The sequence below is a fragment of the Pseudomonas mohnii genome (genome assembly GCF_900105115.1).
In the GTDB taxonomy this organism is placed as follows: Bacteria; Pseudomonadota; Gammaproteobacteria; order Pseudomonadales; family Pseudomonadaceae; genus Aquipseudomonas; species Aquipseudomonas mohnii.
In genome coordinates this window covers 4,306,343-4,328,693 of record NZ_FNRV01000001.1, presented here as the reverse complement: position 1 = coordinate 4,328,693, position 22,351 = coordinate 4,306,343, and the positions used below count along the sequence as shown (strand labels likewise).

The window sequence follows — 22,351 nt, the reverse complement described above, 5'->3', positions numbered from 1 at the left end:
TTATTTCCACAGCTGTGCGGCAAACACTACGAGAATGCCGATGGGCGCCACATAGCGCATCAAGAACAAGGACAGGGCAAAAATCGCAGGGTTGCGGGTCGCCAATTCGTCGCGCACCGCCTCCCGCCCCATCACCCAGCCTGCGAACACCACGAAACACAAACCACCGAGTGGCAACATGATCCGCGAGGTGAAGAAATCGATCACGCCGAAGAAATCCAGACCGCCCGCGGCTCCCCACTGGTAGAGGTGGAAAAAACCGCCTTCGTTCACGAAAAACTTCGCTTGCTTCCAGATATTGAAAGAAAACACCGTGCCGAGACCGACAAACCAGCAACTGAACGCCAGCCAGAAAGTAACCCAGGCGCGGCTGACTTTTGTCCGCTCAACCAGGTAAGCCACCATCGGCTCGAGCAGCGAAATAGCCGAACTCCATGCCGCAATGGCTACCAGCACGAAGAACACGACGCCCATCAATTGGCCGAAGACTACGTTACCAAAGGCAAATGGCAAGCTGACAAACATCAGGCCAGGGCCTTCGCTCGGATTCAGGCCTGCGGCGAACACAATCGGAAAAAGCGCCATGCCGGCCACGAGAGAAACCAGGGTATCGAGCAGCGCCACGCCAACCACAGTGCGCGTAATCGACGAGTTCTTCGGCATATAGGCGCCGTAGATCATGATCGAGCCGACGCCCACGCTCAGGGAAAAGAACGCATGCCCCATGGCTGGCAACAAACCATCGAGGACTTTTTCCGGGTGGAAGTCGAACATGAAATGCACGCCCTCCATGAAATGCCCGGTGGTCATGCTGTACCCCAGCAGTACAAGGATCATGACGAACAGCAACGGCATCATGATCCGCAGACTGCGCTCAAGCCCCGCCACCACGCCTTTGGCGATCACCACGGCAGATAACAGCATGAAAATCGTGTGCCAAAGTGTCAGCCGCCATGGATCAGCGATCACATTGCCGAAGTAAGCGCCCACCTGATCCGGCGTCACACCCTGGAAGTCGCCACGCCCCATATCGATGATGTAATCCAGCGACCAACCACCAACGACGCTATAGAAGGACAGGATCAGCAAAGCCGTGATCATCCCGGCAAAGGCCCCCCAGGACCACTTGCCCGAATGCCCCGCTTCGCGCGCCAGCGCCTTCAGCGCGTTGGCCGGACTCTGCCGGGCACGCCGACCAATCAGGGTTTCAGCCAGCATGACTGGCACCCCGATCAACGCAATACAGGCCAGGAACATCAGCACGAAGGCGCCGCCGCCATAGACGCCAACCATGTACGGAAATTTCCAGATACTACCCAGGCCCACGGCCGAACCGGTCGCAGCGAGTATGAAGACCCAGCGGCTAGCCCAACTGCCGTGGACAGAAACCTTGTCTGTCGACATCGTTATTACGACCAAGCGTTCAAAAATGAGCGCGCATTGTCCGGGATTCAATCAACCTGCTCAAGCACGCAGCAACACCGTAGCCGACTCGCGTGCAACTCCCTATAATGCCGCCCCTATGGCTAAACAGAAGAAACACCCAACAGGGACCATCGCGCAAAATAAAAAGGCGCGACACGATTACTTCATCGAACATCGGTTCGAGGCTGGTCTGGTCCTGGCCGGCTGGGAAGTAAAAAGTCTGCGGGCGAGCAAGCTGCAACTGGTCGACAGTTACGTGCTGCTCAAGGATGGCGAAGCCTGGCTGCTCGGCAGTCACATTACGCCTCTGATGACCGCCAGCACCCACGTCATCGCTGACCCGACTCGCACCCGCAAGCTGCTGCTCAACCGGCGCGAGCTGGACAAGCTGTCCGCCGCCGTGCAGCAAAAGGGTTACGCCTGCGTGTGTCTGTCCTGGTACTGGAGCAAGCACATGGTCAAGTGCGAGATCGCTCTGGGCAAGGGCAAGAAGGAATACGACAAGCGTGATACCGAGCGCGAGCGCGATGCCGGCCGCGAGTTGCAGCGTGCGGTGCGCAACAAGGGCAAGGAAGAGTAATTTTCCAGCCTGGTCACTGCTTTTGTGGCGAGGGAGCTTGCTCCCTCGCCACATTGAATCTCATGACGACAGCTACATCCCCTTGCGCCGCTCCGCCCGAGCCATGCGCTGCACTTCCTGACGCACTTCCTCCAGCACTTCCTGCACATACAGGATGTGTCGGCTGGAAACTTCGCGTGCCTGTTCCGCACGACCTTCGACAATCGCCAGGTACAACTCGCGATGCTGTGTGATCAGCATGTCCCGGGTTTCGGTACGCTGCTTGTACATGCCGCCAATGTTGGTCACCACGTTGCGCTTGAGCAAATCAAACAACCCACGAATGGTGTGCAACAACACGGCGTTATGACTGGCCTCAGCGATCGCCAGGTGAAACTTCGCGTCCGCCGCGCCCTCTTCCGCCCGACTCACTTCATCGTGACGTGAATAGCAGTCCTGCAACTCGTTAAACGCCGCCGTCAGCCGCTCACGATCAACATCCGTAGCGCGTAACGCAGCGTAATAGGCACAGGACGCTTCAAGGGTATGGCGAAACTCCAATAGATCGCGCTGCGCTTCAGGATTGCTCTCCAGCAGGTGCAGCAATGGATCGCTGAAGGTTGTGCCCAGGGACTCCACGACGTAGTTGCCGCCACCCTGACGACTGACCAACAACCCCTTGGCAGCCAGCTTTTGTATGGCTTCACGCAATGAAGGGCGAGACACACCGAACTGCTCGGCCAATACGCGCTCGGCCGGCAAGCGCTCGCCTGCCTTCAGCGTGCCCTCGAGAATCATGCCCTCAAGCCGCTCGACAATATCGTCAGACAAACGGCGCTGACGAATCTGATCAAACCCCATAACTCAATTTCTCCACGGTCCCGACGATTCGCCGGCGGCTCTATTCTGGCCTATCGGCGCAGCGCCGACACCTGCCAGACAGCCATTGCGTAAGCAGATCAGACGACCCGAACGCGCAGGCATTCGACAAGAATTTTAGAGCGGCAAATTGACACACCGCCTCCAAGGCTTTTACCCTAGCCAACAGCGATTGTAAATTGGTATTACCAATTAACCAAGAACGCTGATCAGTGCCTGACCAACAACAATTAGGGGCCACCCCATATGCAAACCTGGCAACAGCTCTACAGCCCGCTCGGCAGCCTCGGCTTGTCCGCCCTCGCGGCCGTTATCCCTATCGTATTTTTCTTCCTGGCCCTGGCCGTGTTCCGCCTCAAAGGGCACGTGGCCGGCAGCATCACCCTGGCCTTGTCGATTCTGGTGGCAATCTTTGCCTTCCAGATGCCGATCGACATGGCATTCGCCGCCGCCGGATACGGCTTCGCCTACGGTCTGTGGCCAATTGCCTGGATCATCGTGGCCGCCGTGTTCCTCTACAAACTGACGGTCAAGAGCGGGCAGTTCGAAATCATTCGCAGCTCCGTGCTGTCGATTACCGACGACCAGCGCCTGCAAGTGCTGTTGATCGGCTTCTGCTTCGGCGCCTTCCTGGAAGGTGCAGCCGGTTTCGGCGCGCCGGTCGCGATTACCGCCGCGCTGCTGGTCGGGCTGGGCTTCAATCCACTGTACGCCGCAGGCCTGTGCCTGATCGCCAACACCGCCCCGGTGGCGTTTGGCGCCCTGGGCATTCCGATCATTGTTGCCGGGCAAGTGACCGGTATCGATGCGTTCAAGATCGGCGCCATGGCCGGTCGTCAACTGCCGCTGCTGTCGCTGTTCGTACCGTTCTGGCTGGTGTTCATGATGGACGGCCTGCGGGGTGTCCGTGAGACCTGGCCGGCAGCACTGGTGGCGGGCTTGAGCTTTGCCGTCACCCAGTTCTTCACCTCGAACTTCATTGGCCCGGAACTGCCGGACATCACCTCGGCCCTGGCCAGCCTGATTTCCCTGACGCTGTTCCTGAAGGTCTGGCAGCCGAAACGCGCCGCCGGCCAACACATCGCCGGCGCCGTCTCGGCGTCCGTGGTCACCGCCAGCGCCGGCGGCTTTGGCCAGAAGCGCACCACCGTCGCTTCGCCTTACAGCCTGGGTGAAATCTTCAAAGCCTGGTCGCCGTTCCTGATCCTGACCGTGCTGGTCACCATCTGGACCCTGAAACCGTTCAAGGCCATGTTCGCCGCCGGCGGCTCGATGTACAGCTGGGTGTTCAACTTCGCCATTCCGCACCTGGATCAGATGGTGATCAAGGTTGCACCGATCGTCGCAGCGCCGACGGCTATTCCGGCGGTGTTCAAGCTTGACCCGATTTCTGCGACCGGCACGGCGATTTTCTTCTCGGCGTTGATCTCGATGCTGATTCTGAAGATCAACATCAAAACTGGTCTGACCACTTTGAAAGAGACCTTCTACGAACTGCGCTGGCCGATCCTGTCCATCGGCATGGTGCTGGCGTTCGCCTTCGTCACCAACTACTCGGGCATGTCCTCGACCATGGCCCTGGTATTGGCAGCCACTGGCGCCGCGTTCCCGTTCTTCTCGCCATTCCTCGGCTGGCTCGGTGTGTTCCTGACCGGTTCCGACACTTCGTCCAACGCCCTGTTCAGCTCGTTGCAGGCGACCACCGCGCACCAGATCGGCGTTAACGACACCCTGTTGGTGGCGGCGAACACCAGCGGCGGCGTGACCGGCAAGATGATCTCGCCACAATCGATCGCCGTGGCCTGCGCCGCGACGGGCCTGGTGGGCAAAGAATCGGACCTGTTCCGCTTCACCCTCAAGCACAGCCTATTCTTTGCAACGATCGTCGGCCTGATCACGTTGGCCCAGGCCTACTGGTTCACTGGCATGCTGGTGCACTAAACGCCACAAGCGGCATGGAAAAAACCGACGCCGGACCACGATTCCGGCGTCAGCTATTCACCACCCGGTCTGTAAGGCTGCTGAAAGAATCACTCTCTATATTCAGCAGCCTCAGCGGACGGATAACCGGGATCACCCGGAGACACGCCTGATGAGCGAACTTTTTTACAACGCTGTGCCGAATGCGACCCGTGTCGCCCCGCCACTGCCCGAGCCTCGGCAATACCCCAGCGAAAAACCGCAAAGGGTCTACCTGTTCGGGACCTGCGTAGTGGATTTGTTCTACCCGGAAGCCGGAATGGACGCGATCCACTTGCTGGAGCGCGAAGGCATCCGTGTCGAGTACCCGCAAGGGCAAAGCTGCTGCGGCCAACCGGCCTACACCTCGGGTTACACCGAGCAGGCAAGGACCGTGGCGCGCTCGCAACTGGCGCTGTTCGCCGGGGATTATCCGGTGGTGGTACCGTCCGGTTCGTGCGCGGGCATGCTGCGTGAACACTATGCCGACTTGTTCAAGGACGAGCCGCAAACGTTGAAACAGGTTCAGGCACTGGCGGCCAGAACCTACGAACTCGCCGAATTCCTGTTGCATGTCTGCAAGGTGCGGCTCAAGGACAGCGGCGAGCCCGTGAAAGTGGCGTTGCATACCTCGTGTTCGGCACGCCGGGAAATGAACACCCACTTGCATGGCCGCGAGTTGCTGGCGCAACTGAGCAATGTGGAGCGAGTGGAGCACAGTCACGAAAGTGAATGCTGTGGCTTTGGTGGGACTTTCAGCGTCCGTATGCCGGACATTTCCGGCGCGATGGTGGCCGACAAGACCCGGTCATTGAAGGAGTCCGGCGCGCACAAGGTACTCAGTGCCGACTGCGGTTGCCTGATGAACATCAATGGCTCGCTGGAAAAACAGAAGGAAGCGCTGCGCGGCCAACATCTGGCCAGTTTCCTTTGGCAGCGTACCGGAGGTGCCCGATGAGCACTTCCACGATTATTCCTACGGTCGCCGTAGAAGAAGATTTCCGCACCCGCGCTCACGAGGCGTTGGGTGACACGCAATTGCGAAACAACTTTCGCAAGGCGATGGATTCACTGATGACAAAACGGGCAGCGGCGTTCAGCGATGCCCATGAAAGAGAACATTTGCGAGCGCTGGGCAATGCCGTCCGCGCCCGAGCATTATCCAAGTTGCCCGACCTGCTCGAGCAACTTGAACAGAACCTGACCCGCAACGGTGTGAAAGTGCACTGGGCGGAAACGGTGGACGAAGCCAATGGCATCGTCCTCTCGATCATCCGTGCTCACGAGGGGCGGCAAGTGATCAAGGGCAAATCGATGGTCAGCGAAGAAATGGAGATGAACCATTTCCTCGCTGATCAGGGCATTGAATGCCTTGAATCGGACATGGGCGAATACATCGTCCAGCTCGACAACGAGAAGCCTTCACACATCATTATGCCGGCAATCCACAAGAATGCCGGTCAGGTCGCGTCCTTGTTCCACGACAAACTTGGCGTGGAATACACCAAGGACGTTGACCAACTCATTCAGATCGGTCGCAGGGTCCTGCGGCAGAAATTCTTCGAAGCGGACATCGGCGTCTCCGGTGTCAACTTCGCCGTGGCCGAAACCGGCACCCTGCTGCTGGTGGAAAACGAAGGCAACGGCCGCATGACCACCACGGTGCCGCCGGTGCATATCGCCGTCACCGGCATCGAGAAAGTCGTGGAGAACCTGCGCGACGTGGTGCCACTGCTGTCACTGCTGACCCGCTCGGCCCTGGGCATTCCGATCACCACTTACGTCAACATGATCTCCGGCCCACGCAAGGCACATGAGCTCGACGGCCCGCAGGAAGTGCACCTGGTCTTGCTCGACAACGGTCGCAGCCAGGCTTTTGCCGACAGCGAATTGCGCCAGACCCTGAACTGTATTCGCTGCGGCGCCTGCATGAATCACTGCCCGGTCTACACCCGAATCGGCGGCCATGCCTACGGCGAGGTTTACCCTGGCCCTATCGGAAAAATCATCACCCCGCACATGGTCGGCCTGGCGAAAGTCCCGGACCACCCGAGCGCCTCGTCGCTGTGCGGCGCCTGTGGTGAAGTGTGCCCGGTAAAGATTCCGATCCCTTCATTGCTGCGTCGTCTGCGCGAAGAAAACGTCAAAGCCCCGGACAGCCCTCATCAAGTGATGCGCGGCCAGGGCAGCAAGTATTCGCGCAAAGAGCGATTCATCTGGAACGCCTGGGCGAAACTAAACAGTTCGCCGACGCTGTATCGCCTGTTCGGATTCTTCGCCACACGCCTGCGCGCCCTCACACCGAATAATGTTGGCCCGTGGACACAGAACCACAGCGCACCGAAACCCGCTGCCCGCTCATTGCATGACATGGCCCGCGAGCATCTGGCCAAACAGGGAGATCGTTGATGAGCGCCAAGCAAAATATCCTCGCCAAATTGCGTAAAAGCCTGACAGGCACCACGCCAGTACCTGACACCTTCGACGTCGATCTGGTGACGCAGCCCTACACCTACGCGCCGGAGCAACGCATCGCTCAATTACGCAAATTGATGGAAGCGGTGCACACGGAAATCCATCTGACCTCGGGTGAAGACTGGCCTGCGTTGCTCGCGCAATTGCTGCAAGAACGACAGTTACCGAGTCTGCTGATCGCACCGACGACGCCCCATGGTCAACGCATCACTCAACACTGGTCGAATAATCCGCACCTGCCGACACTCAAAGCCTACGACCGTCCCGTCGAGGAGTGGAAAGCCGAACTGTTCAACGACACCCCGGCCAGCCTGACCGCCACCCTCGGCGCAATCGCTGCCACAGGCAGCCTGATCCTCTGGCCGACGCGTGAAGAGCCGCGATTGATGAGCCTCGCGCCACCGGTGCATTTCGCCCTGCTCAAGGCGAGCGAGATTCGCGACAACTTCTATCAGGTGCAGCAGGAGTTCGAATGGGCCGAAGGCATGCCGACCAATGCGTTATTGGTGTCCGGCCCGTCGAAGACTGCCGACATCGAACAGGTGCTGGCCTACGGCGCCCATGGTCCGAAAGACCTGGTGGTATTGATCCTGGAGGACCAATGAGTCTACCGGCCGCTTTTCTGCGTGATGCACAGCAACTGATTCCACAGGAACGACGCTTCGACGACCCGTTGTCGACGCTGGCCTTCGGCACCGACGCCAGTTTCTATCGACTGATTCCAAAACTGGTAATACGCGTCGAATCCGAAGAAGAAGTCGTCACGCTGCTGAAACTGGCCCAGCGTGACCGGGTGCCGGTGACGTTTCGCGCTGCCGGTACCAGTCTTTCTGGTCAGGCGATCAGCGATTCGGTGCTGATCGTGCTGGGCGATAACTGGAACGGTCGCGAGATCCGTGGCCAGGGCACACAAATCCGCCTGCAACCCGGCGTGATCGGCGCCCAGGCCAATGCCTGGCTGGCGCCGTTCGGGCGCAAGATCGGCCCGGATCCGGCCTCGATCAATGCCTGCAAAATCGGCGGCATCGTCGCTAACAACGCCAGCGGCATGTGCTGCGGCACGGCGCAAAACACCTATCACACGCTGGCCGGAATTCGGCTGGTGCTGGCCGATGGCAGTCGCGTCGATACCGAAGACGCCGCCAGCGTCGCGGCGTTTCGCCAGAGCCATGCGGCGCTGCTGGAGCGTCTGGCGACTTTGGGCCGCGAAACACGCGCAAACACCGAACTGGCTGCGAAGATTCGCCACAAATACCGCCTGAAAAATACCACCGGCCTGTCACTCAATGCCCTGGTGGATTTCGACGAGCCTGTGGATATCTTGAGCCACTTGCTGGTGGGCTCCGAAGGCACACTCGGTTTCATCAGCGCCGTGACTTACGACACGGTGATCGATCACCCGAACAAGGCCTCGGCGCTGATTGTGTTCCCGGATGTGGAAACCTGCTGCAACGCGGTCACGGTGCTGAAAAGCCAACCGGTGTCGGCAGTAGAGCTACTGGACCGCCGCAGTTTGCGCTCGGTACAGAACAAACCCGGCATGCCGGCTTTCGTACAGCAGCTGTCGAATAATGCCTGCGCCCTGCTGATCGAATCACGCGCTGCGTCGTCCACGCTACTGCATGAACAACTGGCGCAGATCATGGCGTCGCTGGCATCGTTCCCGGTGGAAAAACAGGTCGATTTCACTGAGGACCCACTGGAAAACGCCCGTCTCTGGGCGATCCGAAAAGACACCTTCCCCGCCGTCGGCGCGGTGCGCAAAACCGGTACCACGGTGATCATCGAGGATGTGACCTTCCCGGTGGAACAACTGGCCACTGGCGTGAACCGGCTGATCGAGTTGTTCGACAAACATCACTACGACGAAGCGATCCTCTTCGGACACGCACTGGAAGGCAATCTGCACTTCGTCTTCACCCAGGGCTTCAATAACCCGGAAGAGGTCGCACGTTATCAGGCGTTCATGGACGACGTCGCGCAGTTGGTCGCGGTGGAGTTCGGGGGGTCGCTGAAGGCCGAACACGGTACCGGGCGCAACATGGCACCGTTCGTCGAACTGGAATGGGGCAGCGATGCCTATCAATTGATGTGGCAACTCAAACGCCTGCTCGATCCCAATGGCATTCTCAACCCGGACGTGGTGCTCAGCGAAGATCCGCAGATCCATCTCAAGCATCTCAAACCCTTGCCGGCCGCCGACGAGATTGTGGACAAGTGCATCGAATGCGGCTTCTGCGAACCGGTTTGCCCGTCGAAAGGCCTGACCCTGAGCCCGCGCCAACGCATCGTGATCTGGCGTGACATCCAGGCGAAGAAGCGCGCAGGCGTCGACACCACCGAACTCGAAGCGGCTTACGAATATCAAGGCATCGACACCTGCGCCGCCACAGGGCTTTGTGCACAGCGTTGCCCGGTAGGCATCAACACCGGCGAACTGGTGAAAAAGCTTCGCGGCCAGCATGCCACGCATACGAAAACCGCCAGTTGGCTGGAAGGAAATTTCGCTACGGCGCTGCAAGGTGCGCGCTTCACCCTGCACGTGGCCAATGGTGCACGGATGTTGCTCGGCGCACCGCGGCTGACCAGGCTGTCCGCTACGGTAACCCGGCTTTCCAAAGGGCAAATCCCGCAATGGACCAATGCCATGCCGCAGCCTGAACGGGCGATCCGCTTCAGCCCGACAGTGTCGGACGAGCGTCCGCGAGTGGTGTACCTGGCCGCATGTGTCTCACGGGCCATGGGGCCGGCGGCCGGCGACAAGGAACAAATGTCGCTCTACGACAAAACCCGCGGCCTGCTGGAAAAGGCCGGTTATCAGGTGGTGTTCCCGGACAATCTGGACAACCTCTGCTGCGGCCAGCCCTTCGCCTCCAAAGGCTATGCCGAACAAGCCGAACACAAACGCCAGGAACTGATCGGCGCGCTACTGCACGCCAGTCGTGGCGGGCTCGATCCCATCTACTGCGACACCAGCCCCTGCACCTTGCGCCTGACCCAGGACCTGGGCGATGTCCGCCTTGACCTGTACGACCCGGTGCGCTTCATCCGTACGCATTTGATGGATCGACTGGACTTCACCCCGCAGGACACTCCGATCGCGGTGCATGTCACCTGCAGCACCCAGCACCTCGGGGAAAGCCAGGCGCTGATCGACCTGGCGCGCAAATGCAGCAAAACCGTGATCATCCCCGAAGGCATTCATTGCTGCGGGTTTGCCGGCGACAAGGGGTTCACCACCCCCGAACTGAACGCGCATGCGCTGCGCACCCTGAAAGACGCCGTGCAGTATTGCAGCGAAGGGATTTCCACCAGTCGTACCTGCGAAATCGGCCTGAGCCAGCATGGCGGGATCGATTATCACGGCCTGGTTTATCTGGTGGACCGCGTGACGCAAGCGCGTCCGGCTTGAAGGTAATGGATTGAAAGGGGCCTCAGCCCCTTTTTCATGCAATTGCGATTTGCGACAGGGTTTGCGCAAACCGGCAAAAAAAAACCGAATTCCTCCTTGCAGCTATAGTCATTTAGCTAGGCCCTGTGAATGGGCTTATAACCACCTCGGCCAGCGGCCTCTTCTGCCGGCAGCACCGAGCCCTCATGCGCAAGGAGATCACCCATGAAGCACTCTGCAATTGCTGGATTGTTCATCACCGCTGCACTGTTGGCCTCGCCGGTATTCGCGGCGGATAAAGATCTTTGCGAAAACAATATCAAGCAGATTCAAGCGGCCTTGGACTCTGATCCCGCCATATCAGAAAACGCCGATGACAACATACAAGCAGGCCTGGACAAAGCAAAAGCAGCCCAGGCCAAAGGAGACGACAAGGGGTGCCTTGGAATCACCGGCGGTTTGCTGGAGAAAATTCAACTGCGAAACCCAACCAACAAGTAATACCGCTCGGCCAGGCCAACCTTCGGGTTGGCCTTCCGGGCTACATTGGCGTAGACTACGCAGGCTTGTTGCTCATTCAGATTCACGAGCAATGAGTTCGGGGCCGTTTAGGATTCGACGCCGGTCGCGAAACTTTAGGTGCATGCCGAGTTGGTAACAGAACTCGTAAATCCACTGTTGCAACTACTTATAGTTGCCAATGACGACCAATACGGTGCTGCTCTCGCTGCTTAATTGCAGCTGACATGCACTCCTGGTGCCTTCGGGTCCAGCAATCATCAGGGGATGTCTGTAAACCCGAAATGATTGTCATATAGAACAGAATCGCCGTGCAGTACGTTGTGGACGAAGCGGCTAAAACTTACACAACTCGCCCAAAGCACCCTGCCCGTCGGGTCGCTGAGGGTTAACTTAATAGACACGGCTACGCATGTAGTACCGACAGCGGAGTACTGGCGGACGGGGGTTCAAATCCCCCCGGCTCCACCAAATGATCAAAAAAAGACGTCCAAGGACGTCTTTTTTTGTGCCTGAAATCCAAAAAAATCAAGGCTTTAGGGTCTATTAGCGTCCAACACAATCCACATCACCGGATATTCCAAGCCCCTCAGTGGTAATTTTTGGAATACCAATTGGTGTCATGGGGCAAGAGAAAGCGGATGAGGTCATGCCGTCGATTTTAAGCTCTCACAGGTGAATTGCAGTAATCACCACTCATTGGACAATTTCAAGTAGCAGTTTGGTCGCTGCTCGAACTGATGTAGGCGAAGGGCTTTTCGCGAATAGTCGAGTGGCGCGGCGGTTGATTTTTAAAGGCGATCCATCCGTTCCAAACCAGACTCTAGAAGCGTCAATAACAATGCTCGGTGAATAAAGACCCACAAGGCTTAAGCGGTTGAGCGGCATCAAGCGTTCAACATCGCTTGCGCCTCCCTGGACAACGCGATGCCGGGCAATCGTTGGAGTCGGTCTATCAGCAAGTGAATGAAGGCCAACGTGGCTGCCGAGAATGAGCGACCACGGCGCCAGCGTAATGCAGCGATACGACTCAAGTCTGCATGATCGATTTCCCGAACTTCAAACCGCTTGGCATCGTCGATTGCCAGTCGGCTGGCAATGGTAGCCCAATCGCCTCTACCCACCAGCCGCACCAGCGAATCGACGTTCGCGGCCTCAACGCGCACATCCAACGGTAAGCCGGCCCGCGAGAACGCAGAATCGATTTGCCGTCGCATGGCGAAGTTACGATTGAGCAAGGCCAATCGCAAATCCGCGAGTTCCTCCATGGAGACGCGTTCGCTACAGCGGCCCTCACTCATCGCGCGCAAGCGGATCAGCACCAGGTTTTCCTCGAACAACGTGCACTGGTTAATGTCGGCGCTCGACAGATTTGAAAATGCCAGCCCGATGTCGATCTCATTTTCGGTCAGGGCCCGATCTATTTGTGCGGCGGGCATTTCTTCAATCGAGACTTTCAATTCGGGATGTGCAACCAGCATTTCGGCCACCGCAGGGATCACCAATGCCCGTGAGTAGGTGTCGATCGCTCCGATGCGCAGCCTGCCCTTCACCTCCCTTGATCGTCCGTGCACCGAAGCCAGAGCGGTATCAAGATCCTCCAGCAAGGGCTCCAACAAACTAAACAGCTCAATGCCCGCAGGTGTTAGCGCCACACCGCGCCCGACACGATCCAACAGTTGAACGCCCATCAAGCCTCTTAATTCACGTAAATGCTGAGACAAGGCGGGCTGCGTCAAATGCAGCAAATTGGCGGCACGGGTCACAGAACCCAACCGAGCAGTGGCAATGAAACTACGCAGTAAACGAAGATCGATCGCGGATATATTCATAACGGAAGCTTATATTACACAAAGAAAAACATAATTTTATTGTGCATAAAAGGACTGCTTAAATGAAGCCTCACTTGCATATGGGTAAAAAATAACCATGCCCCACATCGTATTTGAAAGCACGAGCGGACTTCTTAGCAGACTGAACTTCGTGCAAGTGATGAGCACTATTCACACCGACATTGCGGCTGCAGGCCATGCGCAGTTAGGTGACTTCAAAAGCAGGGTTCATGCCTGCCACGCAACGCTCGCTGGAGTCGATCCTGATGCAGAGTTCGTAATCGCCACGCTGATCACCACCAACCCTCGCCCGACTGGGGTCCAGCGACAGATGGCGCAGATCATCCACGACACACTGGTGGCGGCAATCAACGCATTCGATGCCAAGTTCTGCTGGCAGTGCTGCGTCTTCATCGAAAGTGTCGAGCGCTCGTCCTATCTGAAAACCGATTCGAAGCACCACTGCGGCGTGACACTCACTGCCCCTCAAATACCCTGACACGCAACACAGCCCTTTCGGAAGGTCGTCATGACATACAACTCAAATAATTCGTCATCACCCAGCGTCCCCTTGTTTGAAACTCCATCGCGAGGCGACAGCCTGACCTCTGCTTCACCATCTACCCACTTCCCCCAAGTGCTTAACTCAATCTACCTGCGTATTACCTGGAGATTGATGCCGGTGTTGTTGCTGGCTCAGGTTCTGGCGTTTCTGGATCGGGTCAACGTAGGTACGGCAAAATTGCAGATGGCAACCGACCTGCAACTGAGTGCCAGCGCTTATGGACTAGGTGCCGGTATTTTTTTCATCGGTTACTTCATCTTCGAAGTGCCGAGCAATCTGCTATTGCACCGCTTGGGCGCGCGCGCGTGGATCGCACGCATCATGCTGAGCTGGGGCCTCGTCTCCGCAGCGGCGATGTTTATTCAGACGCCTACTGGTTTCTACATCCAGCGCTTCTTTCTAGGCATTGCCGAGGCCGGATTCTTTCCGGGTGTAATTCTGTACCTGACCTATTGGTTTCCTGCACATCGACGCGGACGAATGACCACTCTGTTCATGACGGCCAGCGCATTGGCGGGCGTGGTCAGCGGCCCCGTCTCAGGCTGGATCATGTCAGGTATGGACGGCGTCCAAGACTTGTCGGGTTGGCGCTGGATGTTTCTCATCGAAGGACTGCCATCCGTGTTAGTGGCCGGCCTGGTTTATTGGGTGTTACCGAGTACGCCGAAACAGGCGAACTGGTTAAATCGAGATGAGAAGGCCCTGCTGGAGACCGACCTTGCAGTGGCAGAACAACAGAAACACGAGCATCGCCTCAAGGATTTGTTCACCCCTATTACCCTGATGTTTTCACTTGTTTATTTCCTGCTCTTGATGGGTCTGTACGGCATCAATTTCTGGCTACCCACGATCATCAAGGGCTCTGGTATCAACGACACACTAACCATCGGCTGGCTGTCGGCAATCCCTTATATGTGTGCGGCAGTGGTAATGAACCTGGTCGCTCGCAGTGCCGACAAAACCCGTCGCTGGGGACTGCATGTTGGGCTCAGCGCACTGGTCGCCAGTGCCGGTTTTTTCACTACAGTCATGAGTGATCAGCAAATTGCCATGTCTCTGTTCGGGTTAACGCTGGCTAGCGCTGGCGTCCTGTCTGCATTGCCGCTGTTCTGGAACCTCCCAACTCAACGTTTGACCGGCGTGGCTGCCGCTGCGGGCATAGCGTTAATCAATTCCATCGGCAACCTTTCCGGTTTTGTCGGCCCCAGCGTCATAGGTTGGCTGATTGACCGAACCCAACACACCAGCGCCGGGATCCTGTTTCTAAGCATCACGGCACTGTTGGCCGGCGTACTGACGCTGCTTTATTCCGCGAATAACACAACCACGCGTAACCAAAGGATTTGAACCGATATCGTGACATGGCATGTCACTCCAACACTAAGGTAATCCCATGAAACCGTATGACTCAGCGCCTGCCGATCCCCATATGCCTACCAACCCGGAGCGACGGACATTCATCCAGCACGCCAGCGCCGGAGCAGCCATTCTCGCGGCAGGTTCATTGATGACACCCGCCATGGCGGCTACAGCGGGTGGCACCAGCACGAGCAAGATCCCAAACCAAAAGGGTAAGTTCTGGCCCGGAGATACCCGTCTAGTGGTGTCGGTATCCATGCAGTTCGAAGCGGGCGGCCAACCGCCAAAAGGAACTGACAGTCCTTTCCCTCACGTTGATTTCCCCGATAGTGTGCCCTCTGACGCCGCGACCAACACCTGGTTCGCCTACGGTTACCGGGAAGGCATCCCAAGGATGCTAGACCTTTGGGATCGTCATGGGGTCAAGGTCACTTGCCACATGATCGGCGAAGCCGCAAAGCGCCACCCTGAACTGGCGAGAGAAATCGTCAAACGTGGTCATGAAGCAGCAGGGCACGGGCCACGATGGAGTTCACAATACGCCATGAGCCTTGATGAAGAACGACTCTTCCTGCAACAAGCGCGAGACATGGTCGAAGAGATCACCGGTCAAAAACCGGTCGGTTATAACTGCAACTGGCTGCGACGTGGTCCAAATACTTTGTCGCTGCTCCAGGAACTCGGATACCTATATCACATCGATGATCTCAGCCGCGATGAGCCCTTCATTGAGCAAGTGAACGAAAAAGATTTTGTTGTCGTTCCGTACACTCTGCGCAACAACGATATCCTCCTAATTGAGGGCCGAAACTACTCGCCTGGTCAGTTTCTTGAACAGGTCAAACTCGACTTCGATCAACTTTACGAAGAAAGCAGCTCCCGCCGCCGCATGATGTCCATCAGCGCCCACGACCGCATCAGCGGCTCGCCCCAAATGGTACGAGTCTGGGATGAGTTCCTTAAGTACGTAAACAGCCATGCCGGCGTAAAATTCATGCGCAAGGACGAAATCGCCCAGTTCACATTGACCAGTTCGTCGTCACTCAGAGAAATCGAAACGATATGATTCAGCTGTAAAGTTCCATGACCCGATGAGTCAGAAAAATCACAGGGATGTCTATATCTACCCAAGCTGACCTAACACTGTCATCACGAAAACTTTGGCAAACAAGCAGGTGGATTGATCGGTGCGGTAGGCGGGGCAGCAAGTGGGACAGAGCCGGACGATGAAGGCGCCTTGAATCTGGCGAAAGGCGAAGGACTCGAACCCTGGCCGTTTCCAGTCGCTCCGGGTTCACACCGGATAGCCCGCCACCGGACGTCATCTTCCAGACATGAAAAACCCCGCACTTGGCGGGGTTGGCCTGCATCATGGACACAGGCGTTTCAAAGATGCCGGGATCTTCCCCCGGCCTGCCCCATTGGGGCGTTTGAACAAACCTGCCACAGGCAGGCTTTGTCGGGACTCGGTTAGTTGCCTGAGCAACCGTTACCCATCGCGCTGTATTGCATGACGTGTTGCTGACCCTGGTGGTCCAGGTAAGTCATCTGGAGAGGGACCACGGCGCAGACGTCATCGGGAACGGCGTCCATGTGAATCACTTTGGCGATGTCGAGGTGAGAGCCGTAGGTGTATTGCTCTACCGCAGACTGATCGGCAAACGCCATCTGGCTACCCAGCATTACAAAAGAAGCAGCAATCAATGTCTTAAACAATTTCATTTCAAGTGTCCCAACGATGCAAACGATTCACGTCTTCAGTCGGAATGAATAAGGCCGAAGGCTCTACGATGCGCGGCAGGGTGGTTTGCTTGGACCCTTATGAGCTTGCGCTTCGTGGCTTTGTTTGGAAGCTGGGCCCATTTTATTCCGGTGGTGTTTTTGATAAAGACCAAAGACTGAAATGCATTATTGGAAAAATGGTAATAATCAGCACCGTCTACCGTGCTGGGGTTTATCCCCACCAGCCAGGCATTCTGAGTGGCAAAGTCGGACCCGAATTGGCGCCATGAAGTGCTGTAGCCGGCTCGAACGGTCCATCAAGGAGTGGCCGGAGCGAGTCGTCTTGCGTCGGTATCGTGGCTCACAAACCCTGTCATCGGATGCAGCCACGCCCAACAAAAAAGGCACTGACGATGATCGCCAGTGCCTTTTCAGCGCCTCGAAAGTGTTTCAGCGCGACAACATAAAGGTGTCGTACTCGAGATCTTCCAGTGCCGTGGACAATCGATGTAACCCCAGCAACACGCAAACCAGCAATGACAGGGTAAAGCCATAGCCGAAGAAGCTCGGCCCCAGGTGCATGCTGAGCAGGGTCAACCCGGCGTTCAGCACCGCGAAAATCACGCACAGTTCCAGCACCACGGCGCGTTTGTCGAGGTAGAAAAACACGTTGAGCAGCGCCATGAACACCACCTGGATGCTCACTCCGATCAGGTCGATGTAGAACAGCGGCAGGTAGTAACTGGAAATGCCCAGCCAATCCAGCAAGCGCGGAGCGAACAGGAACAGCAGCACCACCGTCAATCCCTGTACCTTGCAGATTTCCAGCAGGCCCTGGCGGATCGACAAAGTCATTTCGGTTTTCAGCGAACCGATGTGTTGCAGGGTTTCGCCTTCGCGGATGGCCCGGAACAGGCGGTCGTACCACTCGGCAAAATCGGTTTCGATGCGCACCAGGAACACCGCCATTCCGGGGATGATCGCCAGGTACGCGAGGAAGATTGGCAAGTCATACAGGATCGACGCACGCAGGGGGCCGACAACGAGATTCGAGGTACCGGGGTTGAACCAGAACAGGAACTTGTCGATCCAGATACCGAAGTTGTAGAAGAACCCGGTCGCCAGCAGGCTGAGAAACACCTGGCGGCGTTGCAGGAAGTCGAAGGCGATCAGCTTCTCCGCGCGGTACTCACGCAGGATGTCGTAGAGAAACAGAAACAGCAGCGTGCTGTGCCCGATCAGCAACGCCAGCAACAAGCCCGGCATCTGCAGGAAGCTCAGCAGGTAGGCACTGGCGACCATCAGCGTGTAACCCACCAGCATCACCAGCAGGATGCGGTTGTAGGCCTTCATCCCTGAAAGAAAGATGATCACCAGCCACAAGTTGCACAACACCACGAAGTTCGACAGCACCAGCAACCGGTAGATCAGCGGCTGGTCGAACAACAGGCTCAGCACCAGGATTCCCAGCACCCCGGCACCGACGGTTACCAGCAACAGCACGCCCAGCAGGTTGGGCAGAATCTGCTCGTACTTGTGCTCGAACAACCGGTCGGAAACGAATCGGGTGAAGAACAGTTGCAGACCGCCCGTGAGGATCAGCGAGCTGGCCATGAGGTACGTCACCGTCACCAGAAACTGCCCGACCAGCACATTCGGCAGCAACAGGCCCAGGCTGATGATGCCCACCAGCATCACGCTGATGATCGACAGCACCCAGGGCCCGGAGCTGATCAGTCCGGCGTAGACGTAAGCGTGCAAAGTCGCGGTGTAAGAATCGCGCGACAGGATCTTGCGTAGTTCGAAGCCAATCCCGGCCATTTAACTGTTCTCCATGGCGGCTTGATACAAGTCGCGATAACGCTGCAGCATCAAGGCTTCGGTGTAGTAGCGATTGACCCGCAGCAAGCCGCTGGCCTGTGCAGCTTCCCAGCGTTGCGGGCTGCGCAGCAGTTCGAGGATCGCCACGCTGGTGGCTTGCGGGTCGGCAATCGCAACCACTTTGCCGGCCAGGCCGAGGTCGCGGTCTTCGACGCTGCCGCCTTCGATCAGCTCGCGGCAGGAACCCACGTCGCTGCTGACGACCGGCGTACCGGCGGCCCAGGCTTCGAGAATCACCAGCGGTTGCGCTTCGCTGATCGAGGTCAGCACCATCAAGCCCAGTTGCGGCAGGATGTCCTGGATGCGCTGGAAGCCCAGGAAACGCACCTTGCCCTCCAACCCCAGGCTGGCCATCAGGCTGCGGCATTCGCCGACATATTCCGGATCTTCCTCTTCCGGACCGACGATCCAGCCTTCGGCCTGGGGCATGGCACTGATCACCCCGCGCATCGCCCGCAGGAAAGTTTTGACGTCCTTGATCGGCACCACACGCCCGATCAAACCCACTACCGGCGCAATGCCGGGAGCGCGGGATTCGAGGGCGGCGGTCCATTGCGGCAGGTCAATACCGTTGGGAATGACCCGGGTGCGGAGCGGATCGGCGCCGTCCTTGATTTGCCGCTGTCGATTACCGTCATACAGCGAAATGATGCTGTCGGCGCTGTTGTAGGTCAGTTGCCCGATGCGCTCGAAGAAACGCACCCATAACGTACGGATGTAACCCGAGCCGGCATCGAGGCTGCGGTTCAGCGCCTGGCCCGAACTCTCGGCGATCCAACTGGCCTGGGCCAGATCGATCTTGCGCTCCTTGGTATAGATCCCGTGCTCGCTGAGCAGGTAGGAACAGTTCCAGCGTTGCTTGAGAATGCAGCCCAACAGCCCGGCGTAACCGGTGGAAATCGAATGCAGCACCCGCGCCCGAGGCATCTTGCGCGACGCCTCGGCGAGCATCAGCAAAGGCGACTGCATCGAGCGCAAGGTCCAGAAATAATTGATGAAGGACGGGTCGGCGCAATGCAGGCGATAACCCTCGCTCAACGCCTCCCAACTGGCGCGGCTACGCAGCACATCGTCGAGGGTCAGATGGCCCTGGGCGATGTTATCGAGCAAGCGCTCACCCAGTTCGGGCTCCGGCGCGTCCGGGTGATGCAGGAAGCGATACAAACCCTGCAACTGTTGCAGATCGGCGTCCCGTGGCGTGCCTCGGGTGTCGGTCGGATGCGTGGCGTCTTCGAGAAAGACTTCTTCAATGTGCAGTACATTCGCCGGCACTTGATAACGTCGCTGCGAATACGCCGAACGCTGTCCGCCAATGAACATCACCGAAAACGTCAGTTCCGGCAGACCGAGGATCATCTGGTGAATCCAGCTCGACACGCCGCCGCGCACATAAGGCCAAGTGCCTTCGAGCAGCAGGCAGATGTCGGCCATCGGTGCCTCTTGCTTGTGACTCATGTCCAGCTCCTCACCAGGTCAGCGAAGGGTGGTCGCTGACGGGTTTTCTCGGGGAGGCTCGCCAGCAACCCGGGAATCTCGCGATAACGACCCGCCTCGAATGCCAACTCGGCCTGGAAAGGCAGAATCTGCGCCGCGCCCATACCGTTGTCCTGGGCTTCCTGGAGTAACACTTCGGCACGCGCGATATCACCACGCTCCAGGGCAATGCGTCCGGCCAGCAGAAACAGTTCACCGCCCTCACCCGCTTCCAGGCCCTGCTCGGCATGCTCGCTGGCCTGATTGAGCACGTGCTCGAGTACGCTGCCTTGCGCCAGCCCCAGATACGCCAGCTCCCAGTACCAGCGCGCCAGCGTGCCATGCAGCACGCCGGCGGCTTTGCCCTTTGCGCCGTTCAGCTGGCCAAGGGCGATCTGGATATGCAAGTTGATGTCACTTTCCTGTTTGTCCAGCATCGAATACGCCAGCAACCGCACATCATCGCTTGGGTCGCCCAGTGCCAGTTTGAGGATCGGTACCGCCTCCTTGCCGCGCATGCGTCGCGTCGCCAATAGAGCGGCCAGACGCTGATCGGGGTCCGGCGCATGGCGCAGCACGTCCTGCAAACCGCCGTCGGCAAAAATCGGTTTATGCAGTTGCTGTTGCGCCCGATATGGCAGGCTCGGAATGCCGACCGCTTGCCAGGCTTGTTTGTCGCGTTTGCGTGGCAGGTACAGCGCCGGAAAAATCGCTGCGACCACGCCCACCGTGCCGAGCACAGGGACAAAGAACGCCATGCTGAAAATGAACAGCGGGCTCCACGGCAGCGGCGAACGATACCGCGCCGGCAACAGCAGCCACACTGCCGCGCACAACATCACGCAGGCCAGGCCATGAGTGAGGGTGAACACCAGCAGTTGCTGCACCTCGGGCACGTCCACCCACAGACTGGTCCAACTGCCTGCCTCTAACAACAAGGCTCCGCTAAACAGCCACTTGCTGATCATTCAGACCACACTCGTTGAACAGGAAGTTACGCAGCCCGTTGTGTTCACCAGGCTCCAGGTTGAAAGGCATGACCCGTACGCCGAGGCTGTCCATGTCACTCTCAATGCCAAAGTGTTCGTGTATCAGCAGGTTGATGCGTGACAGATAGCCTTCGGTGCCTTGGGGGCTGGTCAACGGCAAAAGTACCAGCAGCAACTGATGGTCGCGGTTGTTGCGCAGCGGCAGGTGCAAATCCAGACCGCGCTGACTGCGCTCCAGCAAGCGTGTCAGCTCTTCGTTGGCCCGGGTCATTTCAAAGGCGAACAGGCCGGCCGACAACTTGTGCTGCTCGACGTCCACCAGCGAACGCTTGAGTTGCAGTGTGAAGTGCTGCGCATCGGCATTGACCAATTGCAGCACCTGCGTGTCGCGCTGCAACAGGTCGGCGATATGCCCGGCCAGCAGCGCCAACAGGCTTAGGGTGCGATCCTGGAAAGCGAAGAACGGCATGTGTCGTACAGCCAGCACCGCCAACAAACGGCCCTCGGCATCGATTAACGGAATACACGCCTGCAATGACGAGAATTGCGCCGAACCGCCGGCATCGATCAGTTCCTGGCGCACGCTCACCAGCTCGCCGCGCTCCAGGCACAGCTTGACCAGACCGTCTTCGGTGTCCAGATCCCCCATGACCCCGATGGTCGCCAACGGCTTGGGCAACAAGTGCCCGGCGTGATCGTCCACGCGATACAAACCGGCTACCCGCAGCGCACCGTATTGCCCCAGCACCGCCACGATCGGGTCGGCCAATGCACCCAGCGCATCGCCTTCCTCCGGCATCACCCGCAGTTTTTCGCGCAGGCCCAGCAACGAGCTGCGCAAGCTTTGGTCACTGCCCGCCACGCGCTGTTCCAGCAGATCGTGGGAGACCCGCAGAATCTGATGGGCGCGAGTGAATTCATCGAGTCGATATTGACGGTAATCGTTGGCCATCTGCAGACGCTCCAGTCGGCGTTCCCACAGATCGCGCACCTCGCCCACCAACATCCCGCAGACCAGGACGCCGACAATCCAGGACGGCTCAAGCGCTGCATAACCGGCATGGCCGCTGAAGCGCAGCGCGAACACCGCCATCACCAACAACACCGCGCTGAGCAAACCGCGGACAAATCCGTAACGCACACCTAACAGCAGCGGCGCCAGGATCGGCCAGGGGAACCCGCCGTGCATTTGCATCGGGTCTTCCGGCGTCAGCCACAAGCCGAGGCCGATCGCCAGGCCTGTCACCAGGAACGTTTCCAGCCAAGACACCGGGCCGCTGGCGCGAGGCGCCAGGCTGTAATCCTTGTGTGGAGAATTCATTG

Annotated in this window: 18 protein-coding genes and 1 other RNA gene; 11 read left to right on the top strand and 8 right to left on the bottom strand. The window is 58.1% G+C overall.

Going from position 1 to position 22,351, the window contains the following annotated elements:
• Complete coding sequence (locus BLV61_RS20100; RefSeq protein ID WP_047537460.1) at positions 1-1,404, bottom strand: sodium-dependent transporter; 1,404 nt, start codon at positions 1,402-1,404, stop codon at positions 1-3.
• 118 nt (positions 1,405-1,522) lie between these two features.
• Between BLV61_RS20100 and smpB the strand changes: the two genes are divergently transcribed.
• A complete protein-coding gene (smpB, locus tag BLV61_RS20095; protein ID WP_047537457.1) occupies positions 1,523-2,005 on the top strand; it encodes an SsrA-binding protein SmpB in 483 nt (160 codons plus the stop codon).
• A gap of 72 nt (positions 2,006-2,077) precedes the next feature.
• Here smpB and BLV61_RS20090 read toward each other — a convergent pair whose 3' ends face one another.
• A complete protein-coding gene (locus BLV61_RS20090) occupies positions 2,078-2,845 on the bottom strand; it encodes an FCD domain-containing protein (protein ID WP_047537454.1) in 768 nt (255 codons plus the stop codon).
• Between the two features lie 264 nt (positions 2,846-3,109).
• On the opposite strand from BLV61_RS20090, the gene BLV61_RS20085 reads away from it, so the two are divergent.
• The 7 genes from BLV61_RS20085 to ssrA all read left to right on the top strand — a co-directional run bounded on the left by BLV61_RS20085 (position 3,110) and on the right by ssrA (position 11,678).
• Positions 3,110-4,804 carry a lactate permease LctP family transporter gene (locus BLV61_RS20085; RefSeq protein WP_090467101.1) on the top strand — a complete coding sequence of 565 codons (1,695 nt, stop codon included), beginning with the start codon at positions 3,110-3,112 and terminating at the stop codon, positions 4,802-4,804.
• 151 nt (positions 4,805-4,955) lie between these two features.
• Entirely contained in the window at positions 4,956-5,780 is an 825-nt protein-coding gene (locus BLV61_RS20080) for a (Fe-S)-binding protein (protein WP_047537444.1), read from the top strand.
• Entirely contained in the window at positions 5,777-7,231 is a 1,455-nt protein-coding gene (locus BLV61_RS20075) for a LutB/LldF family L-lactate oxidation iron-sulfur protein (RefSeq protein ID WP_090467099.1), read from the top strand. The genes BLV61_RS20080 and BLV61_RS20075 overlap by 4 nt, the downstream gene beginning before the upstream one ends.
• Positions 7,231-7,902 carry a LutC/YkgG family protein gene (locus BLV61_RS20070; protein ID WP_090467097.1) on the top strand — a complete coding sequence of 224 codons (672 nt, stop codon included), beginning with the start codon at positions 7,231-7,233 and terminating at the stop codon, positions 7,900-7,902. The genes BLV61_RS20075 and BLV61_RS20070 overlap by 1 nt, the downstream gene beginning before the upstream one ends.
• Positions 7,899-10,709, top strand: a complete 2,811-nt coding sequence (locus BLV61_RS20065) for an FAD-binding and (Fe-S)-binding domain-containing protein (protein ID WP_090467095.1) — start codon at positions 7,899-7,901, stop codon at positions 10,707-10,709. Before BLV61_RS20070 ends, BLV61_RS20065 begins: the two co-directional genes overlap by 4 nt.
• A 204-nt stretch (positions 10,710-10,913) precedes the next feature.
• On the top strand, positions 10,914-11,189 hold the full coding sequence (locus tag BLV61_RS20060; RefSeq protein ID WP_047537432.1) for a hypothetical protein: 276 nt from the start codon (positions 10,914-10,916) through the stop codon (positions 11,187-11,189).
• Between the two features lie 99 nt (positions 11,190-11,288).
• Positions 11,289-11,678, top strand: a transfer-messenger RNA (tmRNA) gene (gene ssrA, locus BLV61_RS20055).
• A 416-nt stretch (positions 11,679-12,094) separates the two neighbouring features.
• Here the strand turns inward: ssrA and BLV61_RS20050 are convergent.
• The gene (locus BLV61_RS20050; protein ID WP_090467092.1) at positions 12,095-13,039 is read right to left on the bottom strand and encodes a LysR substrate-binding domain-containing protein; all 945 of its coding nucleotides are present in this window, start codon (positions 13,037-13,039) and stop codon (positions 12,095-12,097) included.
• Between the two features lie 97 nt (positions 13,040-13,136).
• Here BLV61_RS20050 and BLV61_RS20045 point away from each other — a divergent pair, with 97 nt between their 5' ends.
• The 3 genes from BLV61_RS20045 (at position 13,137) to BLV61_RS20035 (ending at position 16,029) form a co-directional block, all read left to right on the top strand.
• On the top strand, positions 13,137-13,538 hold the full coding sequence (locus BLV61_RS20045) for a tautomerase family protein (protein WP_090467090.1): 402 nt from the start codon (positions 13,137-13,139) through the stop codon (positions 13,536-13,538).
• A gap of 177 nt (positions 13,539-13,715) precedes the next feature.
• Entirely contained in the window at positions 13,716-14,951 is a 1,236-nt protein-coding gene (locus BLV61_RS20040; RefSeq protein WP_208604212.1) for an MFS transporter, read from the top strand.
• Between the two features lie 46 nt (positions 14,952-14,997).
• A complete protein-coding gene (locus BLV61_RS20035) occupies positions 14,998-16,029 on the top strand; it encodes a polysaccharide deacetylase family protein (protein ID WP_244159898.1) in 1,032 nt (343 codons plus the stop codon).
• 404 nt (positions 16,030-16,433) lie between these two features.
• Here BLV61_RS20035 and BLV61_RS20030 read toward each other — a convergent pair whose 3' ends face one another.
• From BLV61_RS20030 to BLV61_RS20010, 5 genes are all read right to left on the bottom strand, one after another.
• On the bottom strand, positions 16,434-16,685 hold the full coding sequence (locus tag BLV61_RS20030) for a DUF2790 domain-containing protein (RefSeq protein ID WP_047537250.1): 252 nt from the start codon (positions 16,683-16,685) through the stop codon (positions 16,434-16,436).
• A gap of 450 nt (positions 16,686-17,135) precedes the next feature.
• Positions 17,136-18,506, bottom strand: coding sequence for an exopolysaccharide Pel transporter PelG (gene pelG, locus BLV61_RS20025; RefSeq protein WP_047537247.1), 1,371 nt, complete (start codon positions 18,504-18,506; stop codon positions 17,136-17,138).
• Positions 18,507-20,021: a GT4 family glycosyltransferase PelF gene (pelF, locus tag BLV61_RS20020; RefSeq protein ID WP_090467083.1), complete on the bottom strand. Its 1,515-nt coding sequence runs from the start codon at positions 20,019-20,021 to the stop codon at positions 18,507-18,509.
• Positions 20,018-21,007: a HEAT repeat domain-containing protein gene (locus tag BLV61_RS20015; RefSeq protein WP_090467081.1), complete on the bottom strand. Its 990-nt coding sequence runs from the start codon at positions 21,005-21,007 to the stop codon at positions 20,018-20,020. The genes pelF and BLV61_RS20015 overlap by 4 nt, the downstream gene beginning before the upstream one ends.
• Complete coding sequence (locus tag BLV61_RS20010) at positions 20,985-22,349, bottom strand: PelD GGDEF domain-containing protein (RefSeq protein ID WP_090467079.1); 1,365 nt, start codon at positions 22,347-22,349, stop codon at positions 20,985-20,987. The genes BLV61_RS20015 and BLV61_RS20010 overlap by 23 nt, the downstream gene beginning before the upstream one ends.
• Positions 22,350-22,351: the final 2 nt, after the last annotated feature.